The sequence below is a fragment of the Streptomyces sp. NPDC002619 genome (genome assembly GCF_042889305.1).
GTDB lineage: Bacteria > Actinomycetota > Actinomycetes > Streptomycetales > Streptomycetaceae > Streptomyces.
Genome location: NZ_JBIAQV010000003.1, coordinates 202810 through 228114, shown reverse-complemented (window position 1 = coordinate 228114; position 25305 = coordinate 202810). Strand labels below are relative to the sequence as shown.

Here is a 25305-nt window from a genome sequence, read left to right as displayed (position 1 = left end):
TGGCCAGAGCCATAACGGTCTATATGGGCATTTATATCACTTGTCTATATAGGGCGTCTATGGTTTACGGGAGTGAATATTTCGGGGCCCAGGGCGGGCACGACCGGCCATCGCCGCTGACCGCCACCACTTCGGTATCGACCGACCACGAAGGCACCCGCTTCCTGGTCATCTGAAGTCCTGTCGCGGGCGGCTCAACTCCGCGCGCACGCCTCTCCGTTCAGCGTGAACGCGTAGGGCGTCGAGTTCTTGTCGTGCCACGAGGCGAGGAAACCGAAGGTCAGCGATGCGTCGGCGGCCACCGACTTGTTGTAGTCCGCGGCGGTGGCCGTGACGCGGGAGCCGGTCTGGGTGGACGTGGCGTCCCATGTCTGGCCGATCTGCTGGCCGTCCCGGAAGGACCAGACGACGCGCCAGCCGGAGAGGGCCTTGGTGGTGTGGACGGTCACCGTGGCCTGGAAGCCGTCGGGCCATTCGTCGACCACGTCGTAGTCGACCCGGCAGGTGGGGGCCTGAGTCGGGGTGGGGGAGGACGTGACTTCGTCGGGGGGCGATGAGGAGGAGCCCTGGGGTTCCGGGTCGGGATTCTTGTGGTCCGCCGGGCCATGGGTGCGGCTTGGCTTCGGGTGCGGCGCGCGGGAGGTGGAGGCGGGCGCCGAGGGGAGTGGGGCAGCAGGGAGGGACGGGCTGGGGTCGGCGACCGGTTGGCGTTCGTCGTGGGCCGTCGCGCTGTCCTCGCCGGAGTCGCCGAACGGCATCATCGACACCCCTAGCGCCAGCACCGAGAGCAGTACGGCGGTGGCGAGCAGGCTGTTGCGCAGGACGCGGTGTCTGCCCCGGCCGTCTTTCGGGTCAGCGGTGTCCGGGTCCGCGGCCGTCTCGGGGCGGGCGCCCAGGCGTACTTCGGCGGCCCGGCGGCGGCGTTCGAGGTAGGCGAGGCCGCCCCAGCCGATCACACCGCCGGCCAGGGCCGCGGGCAGTCCGCCGCCGTGCAGCCGCAGGCAGGCCGCGGCCTCGGCGCACCCCACGCAGGTGGCGAGGTGCCGGGAGAGGTCGTCCGGCGTGTCGGCGGCCGGCGAGCGGGTGACCGCGTCGAGGAGCCGGGCGTAGCTGCGGCACTGCGCGTCCATCGGGGTGTCGAGGTGGGCGCGGTGGCAGCGGTCCCGGAACAGGGCGCGCACCTGGTCGAGTTCCTGGGCGGCGGCGCCCAGGTCGAGGCCGAGGCGGCGGGCGACGACGGGCAGCGGCAGCGCCTCGACCTCGGCCAGCCACAGCAGCGCCGCGTCCGCCTCCTGCATGTCCCTCAACCCACGTAGCGCGACCGGGCGTTGCAGGGGCGGGACGGTGTAGCGGGCGGCCTTCTCCGAGTTGAGCCACAGTCTCAGGTCGGGGTCGAGCCGGTGGCCGGCACCGTCGGCCTCCCAGCCGGCGGCCGTGGTGCGTACGGCCGTCAGCAGCAGGGGGATCATGGGCAGCCGGGGTGTGCGGCGGCCCGTGCCTCTTACGGGTGCGGACCCCGCGGCACGGGCCTCCCGCATGCCCAGCGCGAAGGCTTCCGTGGCCAGTTGGCCCGCCGCCTGGGAGCCGGATGTGCACAGGTCGGCGTAGGAGAGCACCGCGTCCCAGCACTCGGAGAACAGCGCTGCCTCGGCGGCGTCCCGGGGGGTCGGCAGGTCGGGCATCGGACTCCTGCATCCACAGGCGAGGTCAACTCGCCATATTGGCATTGGAGTTGATGGGGGCCCCGCGGCAGAGCCCGAGCCTTTCACGTGTCCGACACAACTGACAAGCGGCCTGTTCGGATCCGGTTACCGAGCGTCGAGCGACCGGTTGCACCGAGTCGAGAGCCGACGGCTCGCACGGCTCACACGCGCGCCGTCTCCTCCCCCACCGCCGGAAGGCTGTCCATGAAGGAGCTGACCGAGAAGACCGCGCGGCCGGGGCCGGGCGGGCCGTAGCCGGGGGGCGAGGAGAGGCCGAAGTCGTCCATCGTGGCGCGGTACGCCTCGAGGAGCCGGATGTGGTACTCCAGCGGCGCGCCCTGCGGGTTGGCCTTGCCGAGCGGGGTCGTCGGCTCGGGGCACCAGGTGGTGAAGCGGGGCGTGATGCCGTGGGACATGAAGAAGCGCAGGCCCTCGGTCGTGGACGCGATGGCCTCGTCGACGGTCGTGAAGCCGAAGGGCTCGGCCATCTCCACGCCCGCCACGAAGTTGGGGATGACGTTGCGCGCGCCGAAGATCTCCGCCGAGTCGAGGATGCGCTTGTGCCACTCGTCGCGGCCGACGTAGCGCTCCTTGCCGGGGCAGTACAGCTCGAACAGGCGCCGGTCCCACACCTCGTAGTTGGGGTGGTAGATCTGTACGCCGTAGTCCTTGAAGCGCTGCACGTCGTCGCGCGGCAGCGCCTGGGCCACCACCTTGCCGATCCACCGCCCCGGGAAGCGTTCCTCGATGGCCCTGGCGTAGTGGCCGTAGAAGTCGGCCTCGTCGCGCCCGGCGACCTTCGACGTGATCGCACCACCCGTCAGCGTGTAGGCGGTGGACGCCTTCTGGGTGTCGTACCGGTCGATGATCTCCAGCGCCTCCAGCACCTCCTCGACGTCCTTCACGCCGGTGTAGGGCCGCCCGGCCGCCTTGTGCTGGCGCCAGTTGTGGTTGATGTCGCAGTACTGGCACTCCTCCTTGGCGCCGAAGTACTGGCAGACCCGGAAGACGGTGAGGTAGATCAGGTAACCCCACTGGATGGTCGGGGCCACCTCCATCACGGACTTGCCGCTGGAGAGCTTGTGCCGGTAGTACTCCGGCATCGGCGGCACGCCCACGTCGGCGATCCGCTTCCCGTCGAGGTAGAGGCCGAGCATCCCCTCGTCGTCGGCGGCGACACGGTACGGCGAGACCGGATTTACGCGGACCGAGACCACGGTGCGGCGCAGGTCGTACGGCCCGCCGGTGAGGATGATCTCCTCCGGGGGCCGGCGCAGCGCGGCCTCGCCCAGCTCCGGCAGGGTTCCGTGGTCGAAGGAGAAGATGAAGTACGACTTCGGCTTGACCTCTCCACCTTCGTTGTCGCTCAGCGCGGACGCGTCGAAGGCCACGCCGCCCCGAAGCAGGTCCTCCTTGAAGACGGCTTCCCGCGGTACGTGCGGGAACCGCTCCATCAGATCCTCGACCAGCGCGGTACGGCTGCCCATCCCGTGTCTCCTCTACGATCTCGACCCAGGTGTTCGACTCCTCACGTTATGCCCCCGCCACCGCAGCTGCCGTGCCGGGTCCCCACCCGGAGTCCGTAATCACCGGATTGGTCAGGATTGCGACCGTGTGGAACTCCGCAGCACCACATGTGTCCCCAGCACCACGTGCCGCCCCTCGTCCCCCCGCAGCGCGCAACGGACGGCCGCCCGCCCCAGCTCCTCCTGCGGCACATGCACGGTGGTCAGCGACGGGTGGACGTCGAGCGCGAGCGGAACGTCGTCGTACCCGGCCACCGCCACGTCGTCCGGAATACGCCGGCCGGCCTCGCGAAGTGCCTGCACCGCTCCGGCGGCGACGGCATCCGTCGCCCCCATGATCGCCGTGAACTCCCGCCCGGAGACGAGGAGTTCGGACGCGGCGCGATAGCCGTAGGCTCGGCTGAAGTCGCCGTCGGCGATCAGTTCCGAGTCCGGGGCCAGGCCCAGGAGCGCATGGGCCCGGGTGAAACCGGCGACGCGCTCGCTGCTGGTGGACAGGCCCGCGACCCGGCCCACATACGCGATGCGCCGATGTCCCGCCGACAGCAGATGACTGGTCAGGGCGAAGGCGCCGCCCTCGTTGTCGTACTCGACGACCGTGGCGGGCACACCGGGGCCGAGCGGTGGGCGGCCGACCAGGACCAGCCGGGAGCCCACGCGGTCGAGGGCGTGGGCGAAGTGCGTCATACGGTCCTGGTAGGCCGTGTCCTGCCAGGCGCCGCCCACCACGATCACCGCGTCGGCGCGCTGCTCGCGCATGGTGTCGACGACGGCGACGATGCGCCGCGGATCGCCGTGCGTAGTGCACAGCAGGCACATACGGCCCTCTTCCGAGGCCTGTTCCTCCACTCCGCGTGCGATGTGGGCGTAGAAGGGGCTGGTGACGTCGTCGACCACGACGGCGATCGTCTGGTTGGCGGCGCCGCCCAGGGCGCGGGCGTGGGCGTTGACCACGTAGTCGAGGTCGCGGATCGCCTGGAGCACCTTGGCGCGGGTCGCCGGGGCCACCGGATAGGTGCCGCCCAGGACCCGGGAGACGGTCGAGGCGGAGACCCCGGCCCGCGCGGCGACGTCCCGCACGGTCGAGGCGTGCTTGCCGCTCACGCCGTCCGCTCCAGCGCGGCGGGGTCAACCGGGTACGCCAACTCCCTTCCCGTGGCAAGTCGTTCGGCTTCTTCTACGACGGTGAGGCCGAGCCGGGCGAGCTCGTTGCCCTGGGAGCCGGCGAGGTGCGGGGTGAGGAAGGCGTTCGGCAGGTCGTAGAGGGGCGAGTCGGTGGGCAGCGGCTCGGGGTCGGTGACGTCGAGGACGGCGCTCAGGCGTCCGGCGCGGAGTTCCGCGATGAGCGCGTCGTGGTCGAGCAGGGCGCCGCGCGCGGTGTTGATCAGGACCGATCCGGAGGGCATCAGGGCCAGCTCGCGGGCGCCGAGGAGGTGCCGGGTCTCGGGGGTGTCGGGGGCGTGCAGGGTGACGATGTCGCTGGAGCGCAGCAGGTCGTCGAGCGGCAGCAGCGGTACGCCGAGCCGGGCGGCCTCCGCTTCGTCGACGTACGGGTCGGCCAGGCTGACGCGCAGGTCGAAGGGGCGGAGGAGTTCGATCAGGCGGCGGCCGATGCGGGAGGCGCCGATGACGCCGACGCGTCGGCCGTGGTTGCCGATGCCGGGGATGATCCCGCCGTACGGGAGAGTGCGGTCGGCGCGGAGCCGGTCGCGGAGGGCGAAGACGTCCTTTCCGGCCAGCAGGATCATCGCGAGGGTGTACTCGGCGACGGGGAGCGCGTTGGCGGCGGCGGCCGAGGAGACCGTGATGCCGCGCCGCCAGACCTCCGGTGTGGTGAAGCCCTTCACGGAACCGGCCGCGTGCAGGACGGCGCGCAGCTTGGGCGCCGCGTCCAGCGCGGCCGCGTCGAGGCGGGGGCAGCCCCAGCCGGTGATCAGGATCTCGGTGCGGGCGAGCGTCTCCCGGAGCCGTTGTCCGGTGAATTCCTCCGCGACCAGGGTGGGATCGATTTCTACGACCCCCCTGAGCCGCGCGAGCACATCCGGGGGGAAGATGCGTGGAATGTTCCGGTCTGTCATGGCGAACAGTGCCTGGGGACGCTCGGGCAAGGACCTGACCCTCCGGCTCGGAGACGCGCGGGCAGCAACCGGTCTCTACGCTAGGACCCGGCCAATGAGAGGGTCAACGCACGGGGCACTACCGGGAGGACGGCAGGGATGACGCAGACGGTAACCAACTGGGCGCGCAACATCACGTATACGGCCGATGAGTTCCACCGCCCCGGCTCGCTCGACGCCCTGCGGACGCTGGTGGCCGAATGCGCGCGGGTGCGGGTGCTGGGCAGCGGCCACTCCTTCAACGAGATCGCCGACCCGGGCGCCGGCGGTGTCCTGGTGTCGATCGCCGACCTGCCGCCGGTGCTCGACGTGGACACCGAGGCTCGTACGGTACGGGTCTCGGGCGGCGTCCGGTACGCGGAACTGGCCGCCATGGCCTGGGCACACGGCCTCGCCCTTCCCAACATGGCGTCCCTGCCGCACATCTCGGTGGCCGGCTCGGTGGCGACCGGCACGCACGGCTCGGGCGTCGGCAACGGGTCGCTGGCCGCGCCGGTGCGCGAGGTGGAGCTGGTGACGGCGGACGGCTCGACGGTGACGATCGCCCGGGGCGACGCGCGTTTCGACGGCGCCGTGACCTCCCTCGGCGCGCTCGGCGTGGTCACCGCGCTCACCCTCGACCTGGAGCCGTCGTACGAGGTCGAGCAGTCCGTGTTCACCGAACTCCCGCTCGCCGGGCTCGACTTCGAGACGGTCGCGGCGTCGGCGTACAGCGTGAGCCTGTTCACCGACTGGCGGGAGCCCGGCTTCAGGCAGGTGTGGCTGAAGCGGCGCACCGACCAGGCGCCGGTGGACTTCCCGTGGGCCGCACCCGCGACCGAGGCGATGCACCCGGTGCCGGGCATGCCCGCGGGCAACTGCACCCAGCAGTTCGGGGTGCCAGGTCCCTGGCACGAGCGGCTGCCGCACTTCCGGGCGGAGTTCACGCCGAGCAGCGGCGACGAGCTGCAGTCCGAGTATCTGCTGCCGCGTGCGCTGGCACTCGAGGCGCTGAACGCCGTCGACGCGATCCGGGAGACGGTCACGCCGGTGCTGCAGACCTGCGAGGTGCGTACGATCGCCGCCGATCCCCAGTGGCTCAGCCCCGCCCACGGCCGGGACTCGGTCGCGCTGCACTTCACCTGGGTCGACGACACGGCGGCGGTGCTGCCCGTGGTGCGACGGTTGGAGGAGGCGCTGGACGCCTTCGATCCGCGCCCGCACTGGGGCAAGGTGTTCACGGTCCCGGCGGACGTGCTGCGGCGGAGGTACGAGCGGCTCGACGACTTCCTGACGCTGGCCAAGGACCTGGACCCGAGCGGCAAGTTCACCAACGCCTTCGTGCGGGACGCGCTCGGGGCCTGACGTCACCGGTCCGGACTTGGCCCCAGGCGCGTGACGTCACTGGTCCCGACTTTATAAAGCCCCTTTCCAAAGCCCATTTAGTAAGCCCTTGCGGAAAGCCCTTCCCTGCCCATAACCTTGCGCCGCGCCGGTGCCGGTGCCGACGTCGCCGTGGCCCGGCCCCGGGGCAGGGAGGGGCAGCGCAGTGAAGCGCACGTCACGTGACATCCGCACCGCGAACCGCTACGAGGTGCTGCGTCAGATCATCGCCGCGTCGCCCACCTCCCGGCAGGAGCTGGCCGCCGCCACCGGTCTGAGCCTGGCAACGGTCGCCACGCTCGTGGGCGAGCTGCTCGACCTGCGCATGATCACCGAGGTCGGCTTCGAGGACTCGGCGGGGGGCCGCCCACGCGGACTCGTGGCCGTCAACGTCTCCGGCGGTGCACTCATAGGCGTCGACATCGCCGAAACGTACGTCCACGTCGAGCTGTTCGACCTCGCGCTCACCGTGCTGGCCCGCGCCGAGGAGGACATGCGTCCCGGCGAGAGCCGCCCGGAGCAGGTGGTCGGCCATGTCGCCGCCGCCGTCGATTCGGTCGTCGCGCAGGCCGGGGTCGAGGCGGCCCAGGTGCTCGGTGTCGGGGTGAGCGTGCCGGGCCAGGTGGACCGGGACACAGGCGTGTCCGAGTACGCGCCCAACTGGGACTGGCACGACGTGCCGTTGCTCGAGCTGCTCGCCGAACACATCGCGTATCCCCTGTACTTGGACAATCCACTGCGCGCCTGTGCGGTCGCCGAGCTGTGGTTCGGGGCGGCGCGCGGGCGCGGAGACGCGGTCGTGGTCAACCTCGGCACGGGTGTCGGCGCCGGGCTCGCGCTGGGCGGCGGGCTGCACCGTGGGGTGAGCAACAGCGCCGGCGAGTGGGGGCACACCACGCTCGTACTCGACGGGCGGCTGTGCCACTGCGGCAACCACGGCTGTGTGGAGACGTATGTGGGTGCGCCCGGCATCATGCAGAACCTGCGCGAACTCAGCCCGCAGAGCCCCCTGTTGCACTCCGAGGACCAGACGGCGACCATCGACACCCTGGCCCGCGCGGTGGCCGCGCAGGACCCGGTGGCCGTCAAGGTGGTCCGGGACACCGCCCGTTATCTGGGCGCGGGCATCAGCGACCTGATCAACCTGCTCAACCCCGAAGTGGTCGTGCTGAGCAGCTGGGTCGCCGCCCGGCTCGGCGAGCCCCTGCTCGCCGAGGTACGCGAGGCCGTCGCCCGGCACACGCTGCGCCGGCCGCTGGCGGCCACCGAGATCGTCCTCTCGCCGATCCCCACCGATCCGGTCTGTCTGGGCGCAGCCACGTTCGCGCTGGAGGGCGCGCTCCAGTCGGGCGGCCGGCGCACCGGCACCACCAGGCGCACCGTTCCCCGGCGCACCCGCATCGTCAACTGACGCCCCGACTTCACCCAACCCGTTGCCGAAGCATCAGCCGAAGGTCACGCCGACTATGAGCAGCAGGAACTGGGACCGCCGATCGATCTTCCGCGGCGCCGCGGCACGCTGGCCGCCTGTCACCACTGGTGATCGGCCAGGACCCGGGCGCCTGGACGGTTCAGGCCGCCCTCTCGTCGTACATGACCAATCAAACCGTCGACTACCACCTGCTCTTCATGGCCACGGCCATTTCCATCCTTCCCTTGCTGTTCGTGTCCCTCTTCCTCCAGCGCCGACTGGTGCAGGGGGTCGCACAGACCGGGATCAAGTGCTGAGCTAGGAGTCCGATGTCTTTCCGCACCACCACGGCCATCGACTACATCGAGGATGTCTCACCGGGCTCCGGGGCGCTTCCGCCCAGGGCCTGGTACGCCTCCTCCGACGCCAAGGCCCTGTCATTGAACGGTAGTTGGCGCCTGCGCCTGTCGGCGACGGCGGACGCCGAGGACGACGCGTTCGCCGAGCCCGGGTACGACGCCGCCGGCTGGGCGGAGGTCTCGGTCCCGGGCCACTGGGTCCTCCAGGGCAGCGGTTCCTTCGGATCCCCCATCTACACGAACCACCTCTACCCCTTCCCGGTCGACCCGCCCCGCGTCCCGACCGAGAACCCCACCGGCGACCATCTGCACGTCTTCGACCTGCCGGCCGACTGGCCCTCGGACGGCGGGTCGGTGCTGCGCTTCGACGGCGTCGAGTCCTGCGCCCGCGTCTGGCTGAACGGCACGGACATCGGCGAGTTCAAGGGGTCACGGCTGCCGCACGAGTTCGCGGTCGGGCATCTGCTCAAGCCCGCCGGGAACGTGCTCGCCGTCCGCGTGCACCAGTGGTCGGCGGGCTCGTACCTGGAGGACCAGGACCAGTGGTGGCTGCCGGGCATCTTCCGTGATGTCACCCTGCTGCACCGCCCGGCGGGCTCAGTCGCCGACTTCTTCGTCCACGCTTCGTACGACCACGTCACCGGCAAGGGCACCCTGCGCGTCGACTCCGACGTCGACGGCCGGGTGACCGTGAGCGCGCTGGACATCGATGTCGCGACCGGTGAGCCGGTGACCGTCCGGGTCGAGCCATGGACCGCCGAGACGCCGACGCTGTACGACGGTGTCCTCACCACCGAGGGCGAGCGGGTGCCGCTGCGCATCGGCTTCCGTACGGTGGAGCTGTCGGACGGCCTGATCAAGGTGAACGGCAGGCCGGTCCTGTTCAAGGGCGTCAACCGGCACGAGTGGCACCCGGAGACGGGACGCGCGCTCGACCTGGAGACCATGCGCGCGGACGTGCTGCTGATGAAGCGGCACAACATCAACGCCGTCCGCACCTCCCACTATCCGCCGCACCCCGCGTTCCTCGCCCTGTGCGACGAGTTGGGCCTGTGGGTCATCGACGAGTGCGACCTGGAGACCCACGGCTTCACCGAGCAGGCCTGGCGGGACAACCCCGTCGACGACGACCGCTGGACCCCGGCCCTGCTCGACCGCGCCGCGCGCATGGTCGAGCGCGACAAGAACCACCCCTCGGTCGTCGTCTGGTCGCTCGGCAACGAGGCGGGCACCGGCCGCGGCCTGACGGCGATGGCCGAGTGGATCCACTCCCGCGACTCCTCCCGGCTCGTGCACTACGAGGGCGACATCAACTGCCGTGACACGGACATGTACTCGCGGATGTACGCGTCCCACGCCGAGGTCGAGCGGATCGGACAGCAGCTGGACGGCGGCACGGAAAGGCGCCGCGAACTCCCCTTCATCCTCTGCGAGTACGGGCACGCCATGGGCAACGGCCCCGGCGGACTCGCCGACTACCAGCGGATCTTCGAGTCGTACGACCGGCTCCAGGGCGGATTCATCTGGGAGTGGATCGACCACGGCATCAAGGACGAGCGGTACGGCTTCGCGTACGGCGGTGACTTCGGGGAAGAGCTGCACGACGGCAACTTCGTGTGCGACGGGCTGCTGTTCCCGGACCGGCGGCCGTCCCCGGGTCTGGTCGAGTACAAGAAGGTGATCGAGCCGGTTCGGTTCGCGGGCGACGGCGGCATGGTCCGGGTCACCAACCGCCATGACTTCGCGGACCTTTCGGCCCTCGCGTTCGAGTGGTCGTACCAGGCGGACGGCGAGACGGTCGCTTCGGGTGTGCTGCCGGTGCCGGCGACGCTGGCGCCCGGCGAGTCGGCGGAGGTGAAGCTGCCGGAGCCGCCTGCGGACGTGCCCTTCGGTGCGGAGACGCAGTGGACGGTACGGGCGCTGCTCGCTGCCGACACCGCGTGGGCGCCGAAGGACCACGTGGTCGCGTGGGGCCAATTCCCGCTACTGTCACGCCAGTTGACGACCGTCGCGCAGTCCGCCCCTCCAGTGCTCGGCGAGCGGCTGGTCACGCTCGGCCCGGGCTCCTTCGACGCCCGTACCGGCGAGCTGCGCTCGATCGGCGGGGTGGCCGTCACGGGGCTGCGGCTGGACGTGTGGCGGGCGACCACCGACAACGACGACGGCGCCCCCTGGCAGCCGGACCTCCGTCTCGGCCCGGTGTGGCGCAAGCTGGGCCTGCACCGCATGCGACACCGCCTCGACGCGGTCGACCTGTCCGACGACGCGCTGACGGTACGCACCCGAGTGGCACCGGCCGCCCGGGACCTGGGCCTGACCACGCGGTACCGCTGGACCTCCGACGGCACCCGGCTGAAACTGACCGTGTCCGTCTCCCCCGAGGGCGACTGGCCGGTGCCACTGCCCCGGCTCGGCATCCGCTTCGGGCTCGCGGAGGCGGACCGGGTGAGGTGGTTCGGCGGCGGTCCCGGCGAGGGGTATCCGGACACCAAGTCGGCGTCGTTGACGGGACGTTGGGAGTCGACGGTCGACGAACTGCAGACCCCGTACGTCCGCCCGCAGGAGAACGGTGCCCGTGCCGACGTCCGCTGGGCGGAGTTGGGCGGGCTGCGTGTCGAGGGCGACCCGGAGTTCTGGTTCACGGCCCGCCGCTGGACGACCGAGCAACTGGATGCCGCCGCGCACCGCAGCGACCTCGTGCCTGGCGACACGGTGTGGGTCAACCTCGACCACGGCCAGCACGGCATCGGCTCCCAGTCCTGCGGCCCGGGCCCGCTGCCCCAGTACTACCTGACCGTTCGGCCGGCCGAGTTCTCGTTCGTGTTCTCGACAACTGACTGACGTCGGCGCGAGAGTCGGGCCATGACGGATCATCCCCACACCGACGAGGCCGCCCTCTGGGCCCGCCTGGCCACGCTTCTGCCCTCCCCCGAGGAGGCGGCCGAGGTGCAGGCGTGCTGGGACATCGGGGAACAGGAGGGCGGTCTCACCCTGCTCGTGCAGAGAATCGGCGAGCAGCGCGTGCCCGTCGACGACTTGACCCGCGCCGAGATCGCGCTCCTTGCTCACGAGTGGGGAGTGTGGGACCAACTCGGCACGCTTGTCGCGGCGTTCACACCCGGCACCGGTCGACCGGAGCGGCTGCGTGTGCTCGTCGACGGCACGGAGGAGCCGGTCCCCGTGCGGTCCGTGCTCCCGGACCACCCGTCGCCGGAGCTGCTCCTCGTCCCGTGGATCACCTGTGCGGGTCGCGGGTCGACCCTGGCCCGGGGACATGTGCGCGAGCCGTGGGGGGACCTGTCGTATCTGCCGCTCTGCTACGTCACGTTCAGCACCGGGGCCGACGTCGCGCCGCAGGTGTTCGCGCACGAGCGGCCGGGTGCCGTCTGGTCCGCGTTCGGGGCCCTGCGGTCGGAGGTCACTCCGGTGAGGCAGGACTCCCCCTCAACGGATCGCTGAGGGGGCTCACGACCGCCTGATCGCCGTGCCCAGGGCGGTCGCGGCGATCAGGGTGCAGGCGGCGCCCGCGATCAGGGCCACCGGAGTCGTGCCCCGGTGTTCCGCCACCCAGGTGAGGAGGGCAGCGCCGATCGGGGCCGCCGCGTACTGGAAGGTCCAGAAGGCGGAGGTGACGCGGCCGAGGAGGTGTTCCGGGGTGACTTCCTGGCGCAGGGACATGGAGCAGGTGCCCGCCATGGCGACGCAGGCCAGGTAGGCCGCGCTCAGCGCCGCCACTGCCGGGACCGGGCTGAACCAGCCGAGGCCCGCGAAGGCGAGCCCGCACACCGCGACCGAGCCGATCCAGGTCGGCCCGAAGCCGAGGCGGCGGCGGACGCGGGCGACGAGGAGGGAGCCCGCGATGGTGCCGAGCGCGCCCACCGCCATGACGGTGCCGACCGTGCCGTCGTCGTGGCCGAGGTCGTGCTTGACGTGGTAGATGACCAGGTCGGTCAGGCCGAGGGTGAGAAAGCTGAACACGAAGAGGAGGGCGGTGAGGGCGCGCAGCACCGGGTGCCCGTAGAGGAAGGAGATCCCTGTGCGCAGGTCCCGCCAGAGGCTCGTGTTTCGGGGCCGGCGATCGTCACCGGCGCGTACCCGCAGCCGTACGAGCAGCATGCATGCCGCAGAGACCCCGAAGCTGGCCGCGTCCACGGCCACCGCGTTGGCCGGTCCCGACCAGGCGACCACCACGCCCGCGCCGAGCGGGCCCAGCACCCCGGCCGCCGCTGCCGTCGCGTTCAACCGGCCGTTTGCTTCCGTCAGTTGAGCGGTGCCGACCAGTCCTCGTACGACGGTGACGTAGCCGACGGCGAACAGCATGCCGACGGCCTCGCACACGGGAAGGACGGTGTAGAGCAGCCAGACGTGCGGTCCGAACAGCCACACCACCGGGACGACCCCGTACAGCACCATCCGCACCAGGTCGCAGCCGATGAGCAGCCGCCGCCGGTCCACCCGGTCCACCACGGTCCCGGCGAACAAGGCCGCCAGCACCGAGGCGGCCCCGCCCAACGCGGTCAGCAGCCCCATCCGGGCGAGCGAGCCCGTGGCTTCCAGCACCAGCAGGGGCAGGGCGATCAGGGCGAAGGAGTCCCCGAGGACGGAGAGGGTCTGGGCGGCCCAGAAGATCCCGAAGTTCCGCTGCCGCCAGAGGGGACGTGCCGCGGGTGCCTCCGCGGTACCCGCCTCTCCTTCGCGTTGCGTTTCCCGCGTCACCCATGCCCCCTCGGTCTCGAGGCCCCGGTCAGCGCCCCCTCGACATCCTCACGCACTCCTGGCGCAGTTCGCGCGCCGTCTGCCCGTACTGCTGCTTGAGCGCGCGAGCCATGTGGGCCGTGTCGACGCAGCCCCAACGGGCGGCCACCCCCGCGACGGTGAGTCCGAGGTGGGCGGGGTCGAGCAGGTCGCGGCGGATGCGGGCCAGCCGTTCCTGGCGGAGCCAGGTCGCGAAGGAGGTGCCGGTCCGGTGGAAGAGGCGGTGCAGATGGCGGTGCGAGATGGCGTGGGCCCGCGCGACCGACTCGCCGCACAGGGCCGGGTCGGAGATGTTGAGCAGGACGTGGACGTGATCACGCGGGGCGGGCGCGTGACCCGGTGTTCCGAGCCGCGGATGCGGGCCACGGCCAGCCGTCCCAGCGCCGCCGCGTCGATGTCGGCGCGGAAGGCCGCCGTATCCGGGGCCGTCACGGAGAGCGGAGCGAGGATCGACGACGCCGCGGTCTGCAGCTCGTCGACTCCCGCCCGCTCGATGCGTAACGCACCATCACCCATGAAGAGACCTCCCCCGTCCTCCACTTGAGCCTCTCCCCGTTGACGCGCCCTGCCATGCGGCGGTTCCTTGGCGCGGATCGGAGAAACAGCGGGCGGGATCAGGTGACTCGGCGCCTCGCCGCGTACCTACTCTGAAGGCATCGGGGGAGCGAGGTCGGCCGGCACGTCAGTCCAGCTCCGGCCGGCCAACCCCCGGATGCCGGGTATCGGCGACGGCAGCAGCCACAGCAGGGACAGGGCGCCGCCCACCGCGGCCACCGTGATCGTCGGGCGCAGGCCGATGACCATGGCCAGGCCTCCGCCGGTCAGGGCACCCAGGGGCCGTATGCCGTAGTTGACCGTGGTGTAGGCGCCGGCGACGCGGCTGCGCAGGGCGTCCGGGATGACCGACGCGTTCAGCGAGTTGAGGTTCACGTCGAAGAGCATCACGCCGAAGGCGGACAGGAACTCGACCGCCGCCAGCACCCCGGCCCGCGCCCATAAGGGACCCTCGGCCGCCCACACCAGGGCGTACGGCGCCGGGAACAGCACCGCGCCCACCGCCACGCTGCGCCCGACGCCGATCAGCCGGGATATCCGGGGTGCCGTCACCGCGCCAAGGAGACCACCGGTCGCGCCCGCGCCGAACGCGAGCCCGATCACGCCCGCGGACACGCCGAGTTCCCGGTCGGCGAACAGGACGAGCAGGCCGGTTCCGGCGAGGAAGGTGAAAAAGTTCAGCGTGGTGGTGCAGGCCAGGGCCGACCGCAGCACCGGGTGGCGGACGATGAAGGTGAGGCCTTCGCGCGCGCTCCGCAACAAGGAGGGGCCGGCGGTCGAACCCTCGTCAGCGGTCGACACCGGTTCGTCGACGCGGATACGGCCCACCAGCACCGCCGACGCCAGGAACGACACCGCGTCCACGGCCACGGCCACGGGCGCGGTCAGCAGCTGGACCAGCCCGCCGCCGAGCGCGGGTCCCGCGATGAAGGAGGCCGAACGGGACGCGCTGAGCTTGCTGTTGGCGTCGACGTACGACGAACGCGGCACCAGGCGAGCGAAGAAGGACTGGTACGCATTCCCGAACACCACTCCCGCCAGCCCGGTCAGCAGTGCCACCGCATACACCTGGCCGAGCGTCACCATGTCGAACAGCGCGGCCACCGGCAGCGTCAATAGCACACCGGCGCGCACCAGATCTGCGGCGACCATCAGCTCACGCTTGCCGCGCCGCCGGTCCACCCACGCACCGAGCACGAAAGCGAGCAGGTTCGGGGCCCAGGACAGCGCGGTCAGCAGGGCGACCTGCGCGGCGGAGGCGTGCAGCGCGGCCACGGCGATCAGCGGGAGGGCCAGTTCGGTGACGCGGTCGCCGAACTGGGACACGGTCTGCCCCGCCCAGAAGCGGACGAAGCGCCGGTCGCGCCAGAGCGAGCCGGTCACTCCGCCGTGTCCGTGGTCCCGTCGGCGCCCTCCGGCAGCGCGTACATCAGCAGCCGTACGCCGCGGGTTCCGTCCGGCCGGTCCGCCGCGTCCCGGGTGACGTACGGCGCGACGAGTTCCTCCAACTTGTCCTGCAGCCCGGCCAGTTCCTCCGCCGAGATCACGATCCGGGTGTTGGCCGCGCCCGCGTGCCGGGCCCATCCGGGTTCCAGCCCCGGCTCGGTCTCGGTGAGCCAGCGCAGGGGCAGTTCGGCGGTGCGGGCGAACATCTCCCCGGACAGTACCCGTGCCGCCGACCGCCCGTCCTCGTCCTCCGGCACCTCGAAACGGAAGCCGCGCGCCACCGCCTCCCACCGCCGCTCCCGCCGGTCCGTCGAGCCGTCGGAGTCCCGGACGAGGCCGAAACCCGCGAGATGGCGCAGATGCCAGCTGGTCACGGACGGGGTGGCGCCGACGTGCGGGGAGAGTTGGCTGGCGGTGGCGGGGCCGTGCCGTTGCAGCCGCTCCAGGACGGCGAGCCGTACGGGGTGCGCGAGCGCCCGCATGGCTTTGGGGTCGGTGATCTCCAGGTCGCCGTAGCGATTGCCCGATGCCATGGTGTGAGAGTGTTCTCTCATAAAGCCTGAGAGTCAACTCTCACATCTGTCCGGCCTCCCGGTGCTCATGCGATGAACCATGTGCCTGGGTATGTTGGGCCGGGCGACTGGCTGATGATCAACGGTTTCGGAGGCACCCCACCCCATGGCTCGCGCAGGCATCACCGCCGACCGGCTGGTCGCGGCGGCAGCCGAACTCGCCGACGAGGTCGGGTTCGAGAACGTCACCCTGTCGGCGTTGGCCCGGCGGTTCGGGGTGAAGGATGCGAGTCTGTACTCGCACGTCAGGAATCTGCACGACCTGCGCACCCGCCTCGCCCTGTACGCGGGCGCCGAGATGATCGACCGGATCGCGGCGGCCGTCGCGGGGCGGGCCGCGAAGGACGCGCTGGTGGCGTTCGCCGGGGCGTACCGGTCGTACGCCCTCGAGCGGCCCGGGCGCTACGCCGCCACCCAGATCCGTATCGACCAGAGCCTGATCGCCGACTCACCCGCCCTGCGCCGCACCGCCGAGATCACCTACGGCATGCTGCGCGCGTACGGCCTCGACGAACCCGATCTGACCGACGCCGTACGGCTGTTGCGCAGCACGTTCCACGGCTACTGCGCCCTGGAGTCGGCGGGCGGCTTCGGTGCCCCGCGTGATGTGCGGGCCTCCTGGGACAAGGCGGTCGACGCCCTGCACATCACGCTCACGCACTGGCCCCGGGAAACGCCCACCCCGTCGGCCTCAGCCACCACTTAGACTGGACGCCTTGGGGAGGGAGCGTCTTGTCCCAACAGCAGCTCGGACGCGGGCCGTTGCGATCCGACGGTACGGCTCCGGTGCCCGCGCCGGATGCGGGCTCGCCGTCGGCGCGGTTCGTCGGCAAGTTGGCGAGTCTGGGGTGCGTGGCGGCCGGATACGGCGTGTTCCAGGGCCTGTTCGGCGTGCTGCCCGACTCGCTCGGCGGGGAGGCGGCCAAGTGGCTGATCTCCGTGGTGAGCGGGGTCGGTACGACGGTGGCGGCCTGGCTGGCGGCCGCGCTGTTGCGCGCCAGGGCCGCCGGCGCGGCACGAGCGGACGTGGTGCCCGTGCAGGAGACGCCGCCCGAGCTGCCGGGGCCGCTGCCCGGGGTGTTCTCCGCCGCGTACGAGAAGCTGGTCGACGGGGTGACCGTCGTCGAGGACCCGGTCCGCGGACGGCTCACCGGCTGGTCGCACTCCCTGGGCGAGGGCGCCGCGTCGCCGCCGACGGCGCTGAGCACGGCGTACGGCCTGCACATGATGCTCGACCTCGGCGTGCCCGACGGCCGCCTGAACACGGGTGAGTTGGTGGAGACGCTGTGGCGGCTGAGGCTGCCGGACGGCGGCTGGTCGGCACGGACGCAGGGAATGAAGGCCCGGCCGGAGATCACGGCGCTGGTGCTGGGCGCGCTGGCACGGGCGGGCTCCTCCGGTGACCGGCTGGCGGCCGAGGTGACCGGTTGCACCGCCGGTTTCACTCGCGAACTCGACCCGGCGGGGCGGGAGTCGACGCACGTCGTTACGACCGTGCTGCGCGGTCTGCTGCGTGCCGCGCCCCGTTCGGCCGCCCTGCCCGCGCTGTGCGAGGCCCTGGTGGACGGGGCGGTCGACGACGAGCGCCGCGACCATCTGCGCGGCTGGGCCTACCGGTTGCACGCGCCGTACGGCCGGCCGTCGGCGCTGCACACCGCGCAGGCGGTGGTCGCCCTCGATCGTGCGGCCCGCATGCTGGGCGAGACGGCCGGAGCACGCGCAGCCCGTCAGGACGGGGTGCGCTGGCTGCTGTCGTGCCCGGATGCCCGGCACGACACCTGCCCCGACGTGGCGCACCTGCGTGAGGAGGTCCGCCGTTCGCACCCCGACGACCCGGCCCGTCACGAGGTTCTGTACGTACGGCACTTCACCGCAACCTGGCTGGTGCGCGCCCTGACGACACCGGGCGCGCGGGAGGTCGCCGTCGCCGACGGTCTGGAGGAGCGGTGGCGGGAGCGCCTCGACGGGGCGTTCGCCGCGGTGTGGGCGGGGCAGACGAACGGTATCTGGAGCTGGGACCACGGCGACGGGAGTGAACTGCGGCGCCCGCTGTGGATGACCTATCAAGGTCTTTCGGCGCTGAGCGCCCATGCCGTATGGATGTATCGCCCGCATATTTAGTTGAGGGCGCCTGAACACGACATGACCGTACGGCAGTTGAAGGGTGAGTGCATGGGTGGTCGGCAGGTCCAGGCGGCGCGGCGGCTGCTGACCGGGACGCTGGGCGGCGCGCTGTCCGAGGACGAGACTGTGGCAGCGGCACGTGCTGCGGTGGCCGAACTCGGCTCCTCCGACCGCCTGTTGGAGCTGATCGCCGAACTCGCCTCGGGCGAGGGCGATCCCGAGGGCTGTGCGCGGCTGTCGTACCGGCACGTCCTCGGGTTCGACAAGCTGCTGCTGATCGACGGCGGCCCCCGGCTCATGCTGCGCGTACACGTCTGGCATCCGGGCGCCGGCTCGCCCACCGAGGAGGACGTCCACAACCACCGTTCCCCGCTGGCGTCCTATGTCGTACGGGGCCGGTTGGCCATGGAGCTGTACGAGTCAGGGGCCGAGGGCGGCGGGATCGCGGCGGAGCGATACCAGGAGTCACTGTCGGACGACGGGTCGGCGAACTGGCTGCTGCGGCCGGCGGGACCGGCGCGGCTGCGGCTGACGCATGTGGGCCAGTACGCGGCGGGCAGTTCCTACGCGCTGCCCGCGCACACCCTGCACCGCGCCTCGTGCGACACGAACGCGCCTACGGTGACGCTGTTCCTGGAGACGGGCGCCGAACGGCGGCGCCACACTGATGTGTTCACGGCGGGCGGTCCGCATCCCGGGGCGGTGGCGAAGGTGCCGTTGGACGTGCCGGGCTATCTGGCCGCGCTGAGCGACTTGGCGGAACTGCTCAGGAACTCGTACGTGTGAGGGCCCCGAGGGCCTGACACACGATGTCGCGGTTGTAGTCGTCGATGTCGACCGAGGACAGCCGGTCCGGCGGCAGCCAGGCGAAGTCCTGATCGTACTCCGGGAGGGTGACATGCCGGGTCAACGGCCTGACCAGGAAGTTGTCCTGCCAGTTCTTGACCTCGTGCCCGCGGTACTCGCTGACGAAGGAGGACTCGCCGATCCGCCGGACCACCTCGCCGAGCAGCCCGGTCTCCTCTTTCAGCTCGCGCAGGGCGCCGTCCTCGGGGCTCTCGCCCGCCTCCAGCTTCCCGCACGGCACGCCCCACACACGCGGCAGGAACCGCTCACGCTCACTGCGGCGCACCAGGAGCACGCGCCCCTGCTCGTCCATCACGACGGCGGCCGCCAGTCGCCTCTCGCCGGGGATCTCCATGTCCATGGTTCCTCGGTCCCTCGCCGGTGGTGAGTCCAATACGTCTGATACCCACGAAAGCATCCACGGTACCAGGATCGGCCGAACGGGGCTGTGCGCTCGGTCTCACCCGTCCCCGCGGGCCAGCGCCTGCACCTCCCCGTACGAGGGTGTCGTACCACGACTCGGCGCACGCCCGCCCACGATGCCGTCCACCGCGTCGAGGGCCGCGCCCAGGGCCCGCCGGTAGAGCAACGAACCGAGACTGACGCGACGCACACCGAGCGCGGCGAGTTCGGGGAGGGTGGGTCCGTCAGGCGAGTGAAGGATGTTGAGGGGTACGTCGAGGTGCCGTACAAGGTCGGAGATGCGGGCCGGATCGGTGAGCCCGGGCACGAACACCCCGTCGGCGCCGGCCTGTTGATAGGCGTCGAGTCGCCGAAGAGTCCCCTGCCCATCCCCGAGCCAGTGAGTGTCGGTACGGGCGTTCACGAAGAGCCCGGGGACGGCGGACTTCACGGCGGCGATCTTCGCCGCGTGTCGCTCGACCGGCCCGAGCCCGTCCTCCAGATTGATCCCGACGGCCCCCACGGCCCACAACTCCTTGGCGAACTCGGCCACTTCCCCGGGGTCGTCGCTGAAGCCGCCCTCGGCGTCGACGGAGAGGAGGAAGGGCCCGCTGCCGAGGGTGAGAGCGAGTTGAAGGGTCTGGTCCCGGGTGGCTGCCGCGCCGTCGGGCAACCCGACAGCGGCGGCGACCCCGAGACTCGTCGTCCCGACCGCCGCGAACCCACGCGCCGCGAGGGCAGCGGCCGAGGCGTGGTCCCAGGCGTTGGGCAGGAACAGGGGCCGCCCCGGCTGATGGTGAAGACCGACGAAGGCGGCACCAGGGGTCGCGTGCCCGACCGTGCTGGTGACGGGGTCGGCGGGCGACGTGGGTGCGGTGTAGTGCCTCATACGGTGAACGCTAGGGCCGGGTTCTTTCGGCGCCGGCCGAAGTGTCGAGGCAAGCTGTTCCCGCCCCCTCACTCCCCGCGTTCCGCCGCACTCCGTTCCACGCAGAATTCATTTCCCTCGGGATCGGACAGAACAGCCCAACCGGTCCCGTCCTCCCTCCGCTGGTCGTCGACGAGCGTCGCCCCGAGTTCGAGCAGCCGTGCGACCTCCTCGTCCCGGGTACGGTCCTGCGGCTGGAGGTCCAGGTGGACGCGGTTCTTGACGGTCTTGGGCTCCGGCACGGTGACGAAGAGCAGCCCGGCCGCCTCGATCAGCGCTTCCGGGTCGCCAGGGTGGTCGTCCTCGTGCAGGGGCTGGCCGAGGACCTGTGCCCAGAAGGCGGCAAGGGCGTAGGCGTCGGCGCTGTCGATCGTGACGTGCCGGATCTTGGAAGTCATGGCGGGGATTCTCGCTCACCTGGGCGCCACCGACCACAACAATTCCGTCGATGGTCCGCCCGACGCCGTGAACCGGAACTCCATCACCGTGCCGGAGGCCCAGTGGACGTCGAGGTCCCTGGCCTCCCGCGCCTCCACGGACACCAGCTCCGCGAGGGGCAGGGGTTCCGCCTCGCCGGTGAGCCGGGCCAGGGCCACGAAGAGGGTGGGGGTCTCGGTCGTCGTGCCTGCGCCGTCCTCCGACATGCCAAGAGCAGGCGCTAGTTCGGCCCGTACGTCGTCCCCCGCCGCCCAGCCCGTCACCCGTACCGGCGTTCCCGCAGCCGCCCCCGCCACCAGGTGGGCCCGTACCTCCACCGCGCCCTCGGTCACCACCAGGCTCGTCACCGTGACGCCGCCGCGGACCGTGTGCCTGGAGGCCGCCCAGCCGTCGCCGACGCCCAGCGGGACGATGTCCTTACGGCTCGGATCGTCACCGACGATCACGCTGTTGTCGTACGACGCCGAAGGCTCCGTCACGGTCGAGTAGGCGAGCCGGGTGTAGTAGGGGTCGTAGCGGACGTCCTCGCTGCCGTGGTTGTGGAGGCGGACCAGGCCATCCGAACTGGTGGACTGGAGCAGCCAGTTGGAGGGCGCGATCCGTGTGACCGCGTCCGTGCGTTCCGCCGGGCCCGGTTCCTCCGGCGCCGTCCATACCTCGTGGTCCGGTGGGAGGAGGAGGCCCACGAAGCCCTTGCTCGCCCAGTAGGGGGAGGCTGGGCCCGAATAGCCCTGCAGAATCGCCTCGTTGGGACCGTGCCAGCCCAGCGACAGCAGGCCGTTCCCGTCCACCGCGCCCCGGTCCAGGAAGTACTTCAGCGCGCCCGAGGCCAGCCTCCGGGTCTCGCCCGGCGACAGGGGCGTACGGCCCGTGACCGCGCCCAGCCACAGCGGAGCCGCCGTCGCGAAGCGGTAGGTCAGGGAGCGGCCCTGGAGCATGGGGGCGCCGTCGCTGCCGAACAGGCGGGCGTAGTCGGAGAGATGGCGCTCGAGCCGGCCGCCGTACAGATCGAGCATGTCGGGCGCGTCAGCCAGCCAGGCGTGCAGCACCGGGTAGAGGTGCAGGGCCCAGCCGTTGTAGTAGTCGAAGGCGCGGCGCGGGCCGTCCGTGTACCAGCCGTCCCCGACGTACCACTGCTCGATCCGCTCCAGGCCGTGGTCGATCGCCTTGTGGGCGGCGGCCACCTCGTAGCCGATCTCCTGGAGGAAGCCGCCCACCGTTACCGGGAACAACTCCCAGTTGCACTCCCAGGGTTCGGCCGTGAGCGCGTCCGCCAGCCAGGCCGCGGCCCGCTCCCGAACGGGCTCGTCCAGCCGGTCCCACAGCAAGGGCCTGGTCAACCGCAGGGAGAGAGCGATCGACGCCGCCTCCACCAGGGGCTGGCTGCGGTCCTCGATCCGCGGCCACACGCCAAGAGGGCCTGAGGCGAGGCCCTCGGCGTAGCGGCCGAGCACGGTCCCGTCCTGGCGGAAGGCGGCGAGCAGGAGCGTACGGGCGTAGCCCTCCAGGCCGTCGGAGAGGCGACCGGAGCTGCTGACGTGGTCGCCGGGGAGGTGGTAGAGGGCACGGTCGTCGGTGGCGTACGGCTCCACGGCGTCGAGCAGGGCGTCGGCGGCGGCCTCCCAGTGGGCTCGGGTGTAGCCGGTGTACGGGCTGAGCGTGTGGTCGGGGTCGGGCAGGTGCATCAGCGGCTTGTTCCCTTCCGTGCGTGACCCAGGGCGCCCCGGTTCCGGTCGGGACACCCCGGGCCTGGCCGCTGGACGCTACCGCTCCGCGCAAGCGCTTTCCAGACCCCTGGTCCGCCGCAGGCTGCACCGGGACCGAAGTCAGCGTGCGCTGGGCGCCTCGGGGAACCCCAGCCGCGGTGCCAGCGCACGGGCCCCGGCGGCCCAGCCCGCCAGGAACGCCAGCGCCAACCCCCCTTTCCCTGTACGGGAGTTCGGCGGAGACGGTTCGCCCGCCGCCGTAGTCCAGCTGCTCCTCCCCGGCGCGGGCGAGCATCAGGTTCAGGTGGAACTCGACGCCATCTGACCTGCGCCGCCGCCTTCCCGCCGCTTCGACTAACGTCCATGGCATGACCGGCACCACCTCGCCCCGCCTGCGCGACGCACTCGCCGCCGGGTCCCTCGTGCTCGACGGCGGCATGTCCAACCAGCTCGAATCCGCCGGGTACGACCTGAGTGACGCGCTGTGGTCGGCGCGGCTGCTCGCCGAGCGGCCCGAGGCGGTCACCGAGGCGCACCTGGCCTACTTCAGGGCGGGCGCGAACGTGGCGATCACCGCGAGTTACCAGGCCACCTTCGAGGGCTTCGCCCGGCGCGGAATCGGTCGGGAGGAGGCCGCCCGGCTGATCGCGCTCAGCGTGGAACTCGCTCGGGAGGCCGTACGGCAGGCCCGCCGCGAGGGCATCGCGCGGCCCCTGTGGGTGGCGGCGTCCGCCGGGCCGTACGGCGCGATGCTCGCGGACGGCTCGGAGTACCGCGGCCGCTACGGGCTGAGCGTCACCGAACTGGAGCGCTTCCACCGCCCGCGCCTCGAAGTGCTGGCCGGCGCCGCGCCGGACGTGCTGGCGCTCGAGACCCTCCCGGACACCGACGAGGCGACGGCACTGCTGCGCGCGGTGTGCGGGCTCGGGGTGCCGGCCTGGCTGTCGTACACGATCGACGGCGACCGCACCCGCGCCGGGCAGCCCCTGGAGGAGGCCTTCGCCCTGGCCGCCGACGCGGACGAGGTGATCGCGGTCGGCGTGAACTGCTGCGCACCCGGGGACGTGGAACTCGCGGTCAGGACGGCGGGCCGTGTGACTGGCAAGCCCGTCGTCGTCTACCCGAACAGCGGGGAGGCCTGGGACGCGGGTACGCGCGCGTGGAAAGGCCGATCCACCTTCCGTGCCGGGCAGGTTGAGGCGTGGCGGGACGCCGGGGCGCGGCTGGTCGGGGGTTGCTGCCGGGTGGGCCCGGACGCAATCACGTCGATCGCTCGAACCCTGGGTGGCGCAGGCGCCCCATAGGGGCGCGGGGCTGTATCACTATGCGGCTCCGCCGTGTGGGCGCGACCAGCCACGACGAGACCCGCACCCGCCCATCGGCAGCACATGCTCAGTGCAAACGCGCCCCCACCGTACGCCGCAGCCGACGCACCGCGGACGCCAACTCCCTGCCACGCGCGGCCGAAGCCCCGTCGGCAGGCGGCGGCGCCCCGGCACCACTCTCGGCCGACCAGAGCGCCAGTTCGGCGTCACGCGGACCATACGCCGTATACGGCTCCCCGCCCCCAAAGATCCGCACCGGATGCGACGAGTCCCACGCCTCCCACCCCGGCTCCCCCGCGGCAGCGAACCGCACCCACGCCCCGTGCATCTCCTCGCACAATTCATGCGGCCCGCCCTCCCCCGCCAGCTTGCGCGACTCGGGCGCGTCTCCGGTGTCGAAGACGAAGCCCAGCTCCAGGGCGTGGCAGGCGCCGAGGTCGGGGAGGTTGGAGGGCCAGGCGAACTCGTAGACGTACGACGATCCGGGGCGTGCCTCGGCCAGACGGTGCAGCGGGAGACGCAGCAGGTGGTCGGTGACCATCTGGCCGACGGTCTCGGCGGTGCCGGCGTCGGGGTGCAGGGCGCGGTAGCCGCGCGGCACCTCATGGCCGCAGTGACAGCGGGCCATCGCCGCGGCGAATGCCACTGGGCCGAGCCGGTCGACGTGCTCGATGAGCCCGCCCGGCACCAGCCACAGCCGGTACTCGTCCCGGGTCCAGCCCAACAGCAGGTCGACGCCCGTCGCGGCCTCCCCGTCGATCAGCGCGGCCAGCGGGTCGCGCGGGACGAGGTCGCCGTCGACGACGACGCCGAAGGCGGGGCCGCCCAGGACCGGGCTGCTCAGCCGGCCCACCTCGGCCTGGGTCTTCAGGAGCAGCTCCGGGTCGACGGCCGCGAAGGCCTCGGCGGTGGCGGGGATCTTCAGCCGGGTCGCCATACGGCGCACCATCCGCCGTACCTTGTCGCGCTCGGAGGCCTCCGGCGGCCCGCTCTGCAGGACGGCCCGCCGTACCAGGCCCTGGGCCTGCGGGGCAGCGATCAGGGCGCCGATGCTGATGGCGCCGGCCGACTGGCCCGCCAGGGTGATCCGGTCGGGGTCGCCGCCGAAGGCCACGATCGACTCGTGCACCCAGCGCAGCGCGGCCAGTTGGTCGCGCAGCCCTGGGTTGGGAGGCGCGTCCGGGAACAGTCCGTAGCCCTCGACGCCGAGCCGGTAGTTCACGGAGACGAGGACGACTCCGTCCCGGGCGAACGCGTGCCCCTCGTACACCGGTACCGCCGAGGACCCCCTGGTCAGCGCCCCGCCGTGGAGCCACACCAGCACCGGGAGCCGCGCGGCGGGGCCCGGCTCGGGTGTCCACACGTTCAGGTTGAGACAGTCGTCGCCGGGCACGACCGGATCGGACAGATAGTGCGCGAAGGCGTCGGAGTACGGCGGTTTCGGCGCCGTCGGCCCGAAGGCACCCGCGTCGCGCACGCCGTCCCAGGGCTCGGGCGGCTGAGGCGGCCGGAACCGGCGCGGTCCGAAGGGCGGGGCCGCGTACGGGATGCCGCGGAACACGGCGACCCCGCGCTCGTACCTGCCGCGCACCGCCCCGTGCGGCGTCCTGACCACGGGGCCCGCCTGAACTGCCGTCATCCGCCCACCAACTCCTCCCGCCACCCACGCGTACCGGTTACAACAGAGCACTACATCGTCCGTCCGTATTCCGGTGCGTGCAGGGGATGGT

The 25305-nt window shown here is 71.8% G+C and carries 21 protein-coding genes and 1 pseudogene; 9 read left to right on the top strand and 13 right to left on the bottom strand.

Annotated features, from left to right (window positions below; all coding sequences use genetic code 11):
* Positions 1-194: 194 nt before the first annotated feature.
* The 4 genes from ACFYXB_RS08200 to ACFYXB_RS08185 all read right to left on the bottom strand — a co-directional run bounded on the left by ACFYXB_RS08200 (position 195) and on the right by ACFYXB_RS08185 (position 5337).
* Positions 195-1682 (bottom strand): cellulose binding domain-containing protein, encoded by a 1488-nt coding sequence (locus ACFYXB_RS08200; protein ID WP_389579074.1) that lies wholly within the window; start codon positions 1680-1682, stop codon positions 195-197.
* A 182-nt stretch (positions 1683-1864) separates the two neighbouring features.
* Positions 1865-3190, bottom strand: a complete 1326-nt coding sequence (locus tag ACFYXB_RS08195; protein WP_351348562.1) for a radical SAM protein — start codon at positions 3188-3190, stop codon at positions 1865-1867.
* A gap of 111 nt (positions 3191-3301) precedes the next feature.
* On the bottom strand, positions 3302-4333 hold the full coding sequence (locus ACFYXB_RS08190; protein ID WP_389579071.1) for a LacI family DNA-binding transcriptional regulator: 1032 nt from the start codon (positions 4331-4333) through the stop codon (positions 3302-3304).
* On the bottom strand, positions 4330-5337 hold the full coding sequence (locus tag ACFYXB_RS08185) for a hydroxyacid dehydrogenase (protein ID WP_389579068.1): 1008 nt from the start codon (positions 5335-5337) through the stop codon (positions 4330-4332). Before ACFYXB_RS08185 ends, ACFYXB_RS08190 begins: the two co-directional genes overlap by 4 nt.
* A 108-nt stretch (positions 5338-5445) precedes the next feature.
* On the opposite strand from ACFYXB_RS08185, the gene ACFYXB_RS08180 reads away from it, so the two are divergent.
* The 5 genes and pseudogenes from ACFYXB_RS08180 (at position 5446) to ACFYXB_RS08160 (ending at position 11937) form a co-directional block, all read left to right on the top strand.
* Positions 5446-6690: an FAD-binding protein gene (locus ACFYXB_RS08180; protein WP_389579065.1), complete on the top strand. Its 1245-nt coding sequence runs from the start codon at positions 5446-5448 to the stop codon at positions 6688-6690.
* 184 nt (positions 6691-6874) lie between these two features.
* Positions 6875-8119 (top strand): ROK family protein, encoded by a 1245-nt coding sequence (locus tag ACFYXB_RS08175; RefSeq protein WP_389579063.1) that lies wholly within the window; start codon positions 6875-6877, stop codon positions 8117-8119.
* 116 nt (positions 8120-8235) lie between these two features.
* Positions 8236-8436: pseudogene (locus ACFYXB_RS08170) on the top strand (carbohydrate ABC transporter permease); the annotation flags it as partial.
* Between the two features lie 12 nt (positions 8437-8448).
* The gene (locus ACFYXB_RS08165; protein ID WP_389579061.1) at positions 8449-11319 is read left to right on the top strand and encodes a glycoside hydrolase family 2 TIM barrel-domain containing protein; all 2871 of its coding nucleotides are present in this window, start codon (positions 8449-8451) and stop codon (positions 11317-11319) included.
* Positions 11320-11340: 21 nt separating this feature from the next.
* Complete coding sequence (locus tag ACFYXB_RS08160; protein ID WP_389579059.1) at positions 11341-11937, top strand: hypothetical protein; 597 nt, start codon at positions 11341-11343, stop codon at positions 11935-11937.
* Between the two features lie 6 nt (positions 11938-11943).
* Here ACFYXB_RS08160 and ACFYXB_RS08155 read toward each other — a convergent pair whose 3' ends face one another.
* From ACFYXB_RS08155 to ACFYXB_RS08140, 4 genes are all read right to left on the bottom strand, one after another.
* Positions 11944-13194, bottom strand: coding sequence for an MFS transporter (locus tag ACFYXB_RS08155; protein WP_389579056.1), 1251 nt, complete (start codon positions 13192-13194; stop codon positions 11944-11946).
* A 28-nt stretch (positions 13195-13222) separates the two neighbouring features.
* On the bottom strand, positions 13223-13510 hold the full coding sequence (locus tag ACFYXB_RS08150; RefSeq protein ID WP_389579534.1) for a helix-turn-helix transcriptional regulator: 288 nt from the start codon (positions 13508-13510) through the stop codon (positions 13223-13225).
* Positions 13511-13875: 365 nt separating this feature from the next.
* Positions 13876-15171: an MFS transporter gene (locus ACFYXB_RS08145; protein ID WP_389579054.1), complete on the bottom strand. Its 1296-nt coding sequence runs from the start codon at positions 15169-15171 to the stop codon at positions 13876-13878.
* Complete coding sequence (locus tag ACFYXB_RS08140) at positions 15168-15767, bottom strand: ArsR/SmtB family transcription factor (protein ID WP_389579051.1); 600 nt, start codon at positions 15765-15767, stop codon at positions 15168-15170. Before ACFYXB_RS08140 ends, ACFYXB_RS08145 begins: the two co-directional genes overlap by 4 nt.
* A 145-nt stretch (positions 15768-15912) precedes the next feature.
* On the opposite strand from ACFYXB_RS08140, the gene ACFYXB_RS08135 reads away from it, so the two are divergent.
* The 3 genes from ACFYXB_RS08135 to ACFYXB_RS08125 are packed head-to-tail and all read left to right on the top strand — an operon-like array spanning position 15913 to position 18716.
* Positions 15913-16512, top strand: coding sequence for a WHG domain-containing protein (locus tag ACFYXB_RS08135; RefSeq protein WP_351348530.1), 600 nt, complete (start codon positions 15913-15915; stop codon positions 16510-16512).
* A 26-nt stretch (positions 16513-16538) separates the two neighbouring features.
* Positions 16539-17927: a hypothetical protein gene (locus ACFYXB_RS08130; RefSeq protein WP_389579047.1), complete on the top strand. Its 1389-nt coding sequence runs from the start codon at positions 16539-16541 to the stop codon at positions 17925-17927.
* A gap of 51 nt (positions 17928-17978) precedes the next feature.
* Positions 17979-18716 carry a hypothetical protein gene (locus ACFYXB_RS08125; RefSeq protein WP_389579044.1) on the top strand — a complete coding sequence of 246 codons (738 nt, stop codon included), beginning with the start codon at positions 17979-17981 and terminating at the stop codon, positions 18714-18716.
* Here ACFYXB_RS08125 and ACFYXB_RS08120 read toward each other — a convergent pair.
* The 4 genes from ACFYXB_RS08120 to ACFYXB_RS08105 form a co-directional block, all read right to left on the bottom strand.
* Entirely contained in the window at positions 18697-19137 is a 441-nt protein-coding gene (locus ACFYXB_RS08120; RefSeq protein ID WP_351348522.1) for an NUDIX hydrolase, read from the bottom strand. The genes ACFYXB_RS08125 and ACFYXB_RS08120 overlap by 20 nt on opposite strands.
* A gap of 99 nt (positions 19138-19236) precedes the next feature.
* Positions 19237-20067, bottom strand: a complete 831-nt coding sequence (locus tag ACFYXB_RS08115) for an isocitrate lyase/phosphoenolpyruvate mutase family protein (RefSeq protein WP_389579041.1) — start codon at positions 20065-20067, stop codon at positions 19237-19239.
* Between the two features lie 68 nt (positions 20068-20135).
* On the bottom strand, positions 20136-20504 hold the full coding sequence (locus ACFYXB_RS08110; protein ID WP_389579039.1) for a VOC family protein: 369 nt from the start codon (positions 20502-20504) through the stop codon (positions 20136-20138).
* 15 nt (positions 20505-20519) lie between these two features.
* Entirely contained in the window at positions 20520-22229 is a 1710-nt protein-coding gene (locus ACFYXB_RS08105) for a DUF2264 domain-containing protein (protein ID WP_389579036.1), read from the bottom strand.
* Positions 22230-22618: 389 nt separating this feature from the next.
* On the opposite strand from ACFYXB_RS08105, the gene mmuM reads away from it, so the two are divergent.
* Positions 22619-23554, top strand: coding sequence for a homocysteine S-methyltransferase (gene mmuM / locus ACFYXB_RS08100; protein WP_389579033.1), 936 nt, complete (start codon positions 22619-22621; stop codon positions 23552-23554).
* An 88-nt stretch (positions 23555-23642) separates the two neighbouring features.
* Here mmuM and ACFYXB_RS08095 read toward each other — a convergent pair whose 3' ends face one another.
* Positions 23643-25214 (bottom strand): carboxylesterase/lipase family protein, encoded by a 1572-nt coding sequence (locus ACFYXB_RS08095; protein WP_389579030.1) that lies wholly within the window; start codon positions 25212-25214, stop codon positions 23643-23645.
* Positions 25215-25305 lie beyond the last annotated feature (91 nt).

What these genes read in the sequence shown, in the direction of transcription:
- ACFYXB_RS08135 (WP_351348530.1), top strand. Translation starts at nt 15,913, where the DNA reads ATGGCTCGCGCAGGCATCACCGCCGACCGGCTGGTCGCGGCGGCAGCC.
- ACFYXB_RS08180 (WP_389579065.1), top strand. Translation starts at nt 5,446, where the DNA reads ATGACGCAGACGGTAACCAACTGGGCGCGCAACATCACGTATACGGCC.
- ACFYXB_RS08105 (WP_389579036.1), bottom strand. Translation starts at nt 22,229, where the DNA reads ATGCACCTGCCCGACCCCGACCACACGCTCAGCCCGTACACCGGCTAC.
- mmuM (WP_389579033.1), top strand. Translation starts at nt 22,619, where the DNA reads ATGACCGGCACCACCTCGCCCCGCCTGCGCGACGCACTCGCCGCCGGG.
- ACFYXB_RS08120 (WP_351348522.1), bottom strand. Translation starts at nt 19,137, where the DNA reads ATGGACATGGAGATCCCCGGCGAGAGGCGACTGGCGGCCGCCGTCGTG.
- ACFYXB_RS08200 (WP_389579074.1), bottom strand. Translation starts at nt 1,682, where the DNA reads ATGCCCGACCTGCCGACCCCCCGGGACGCCGCCGAGGCAGCGCTGTTC.
- ACFYXB_RS08110 (WP_389579039.1), bottom strand. Translation starts at nt 20,504, where the DNA reads ATGACTTCCAAGATCCGGCACGTCACGATCGACAGCGCCGACGCCTAC.
- ACFYXB_RS08125 (WP_389579044.1), top strand. Translation starts at nt 17,979, where the DNA reads ATGGGTGGTCGGCAGGTCCAGGCGGCGCGGCGGCTGCTGACCGGGACG.
- ACFYXB_RS08160 (WP_389579059.1), top strand. Translation starts at nt 11,341, where the DNA reads ATGACGGATCATCCCCACACCGACGAGGCCGCCCTCTGGGCCCGCCTG.
- ACFYXB_RS08195 (WP_351348562.1), bottom strand. Translation starts at nt 3,190, where the DNA reads ATGGGCAGCCGTACCGCGCTGGTCGAGGATCTGATGGAGCGGTTCCCG.
- ACFYXB_RS08165 (WP_389579061.1), top strand. Translation starts at nt 8,449, where the DNA reads ATGTCTTTCCGCACCACCACGGCCATCGACTACATCGAGGATGTCTCA.
- ACFYXB_RS08095 (WP_389579030.1), bottom strand. Translation starts at nt 25,214, where the DNA reads ATGACGGCAGTTCAGGCGGGCCCCGTGGTCAGGACGCCGCACGGGGCG.
- ACFYXB_RS08115 (WP_389579041.1), bottom strand. Translation starts at nt 20,067, where the DNA reads ATGAGGCACTACACCGCACCCACGTCGCCCGCCGACCCCGTCACCAGC.
- ACFYXB_RS08140 (WP_389579051.1), bottom strand. Translation starts at nt 15,767, where the DNA reads ATGGCATCGGGCAATCGCTACGGCGACCTGGAGATCACCGACCCCAAA.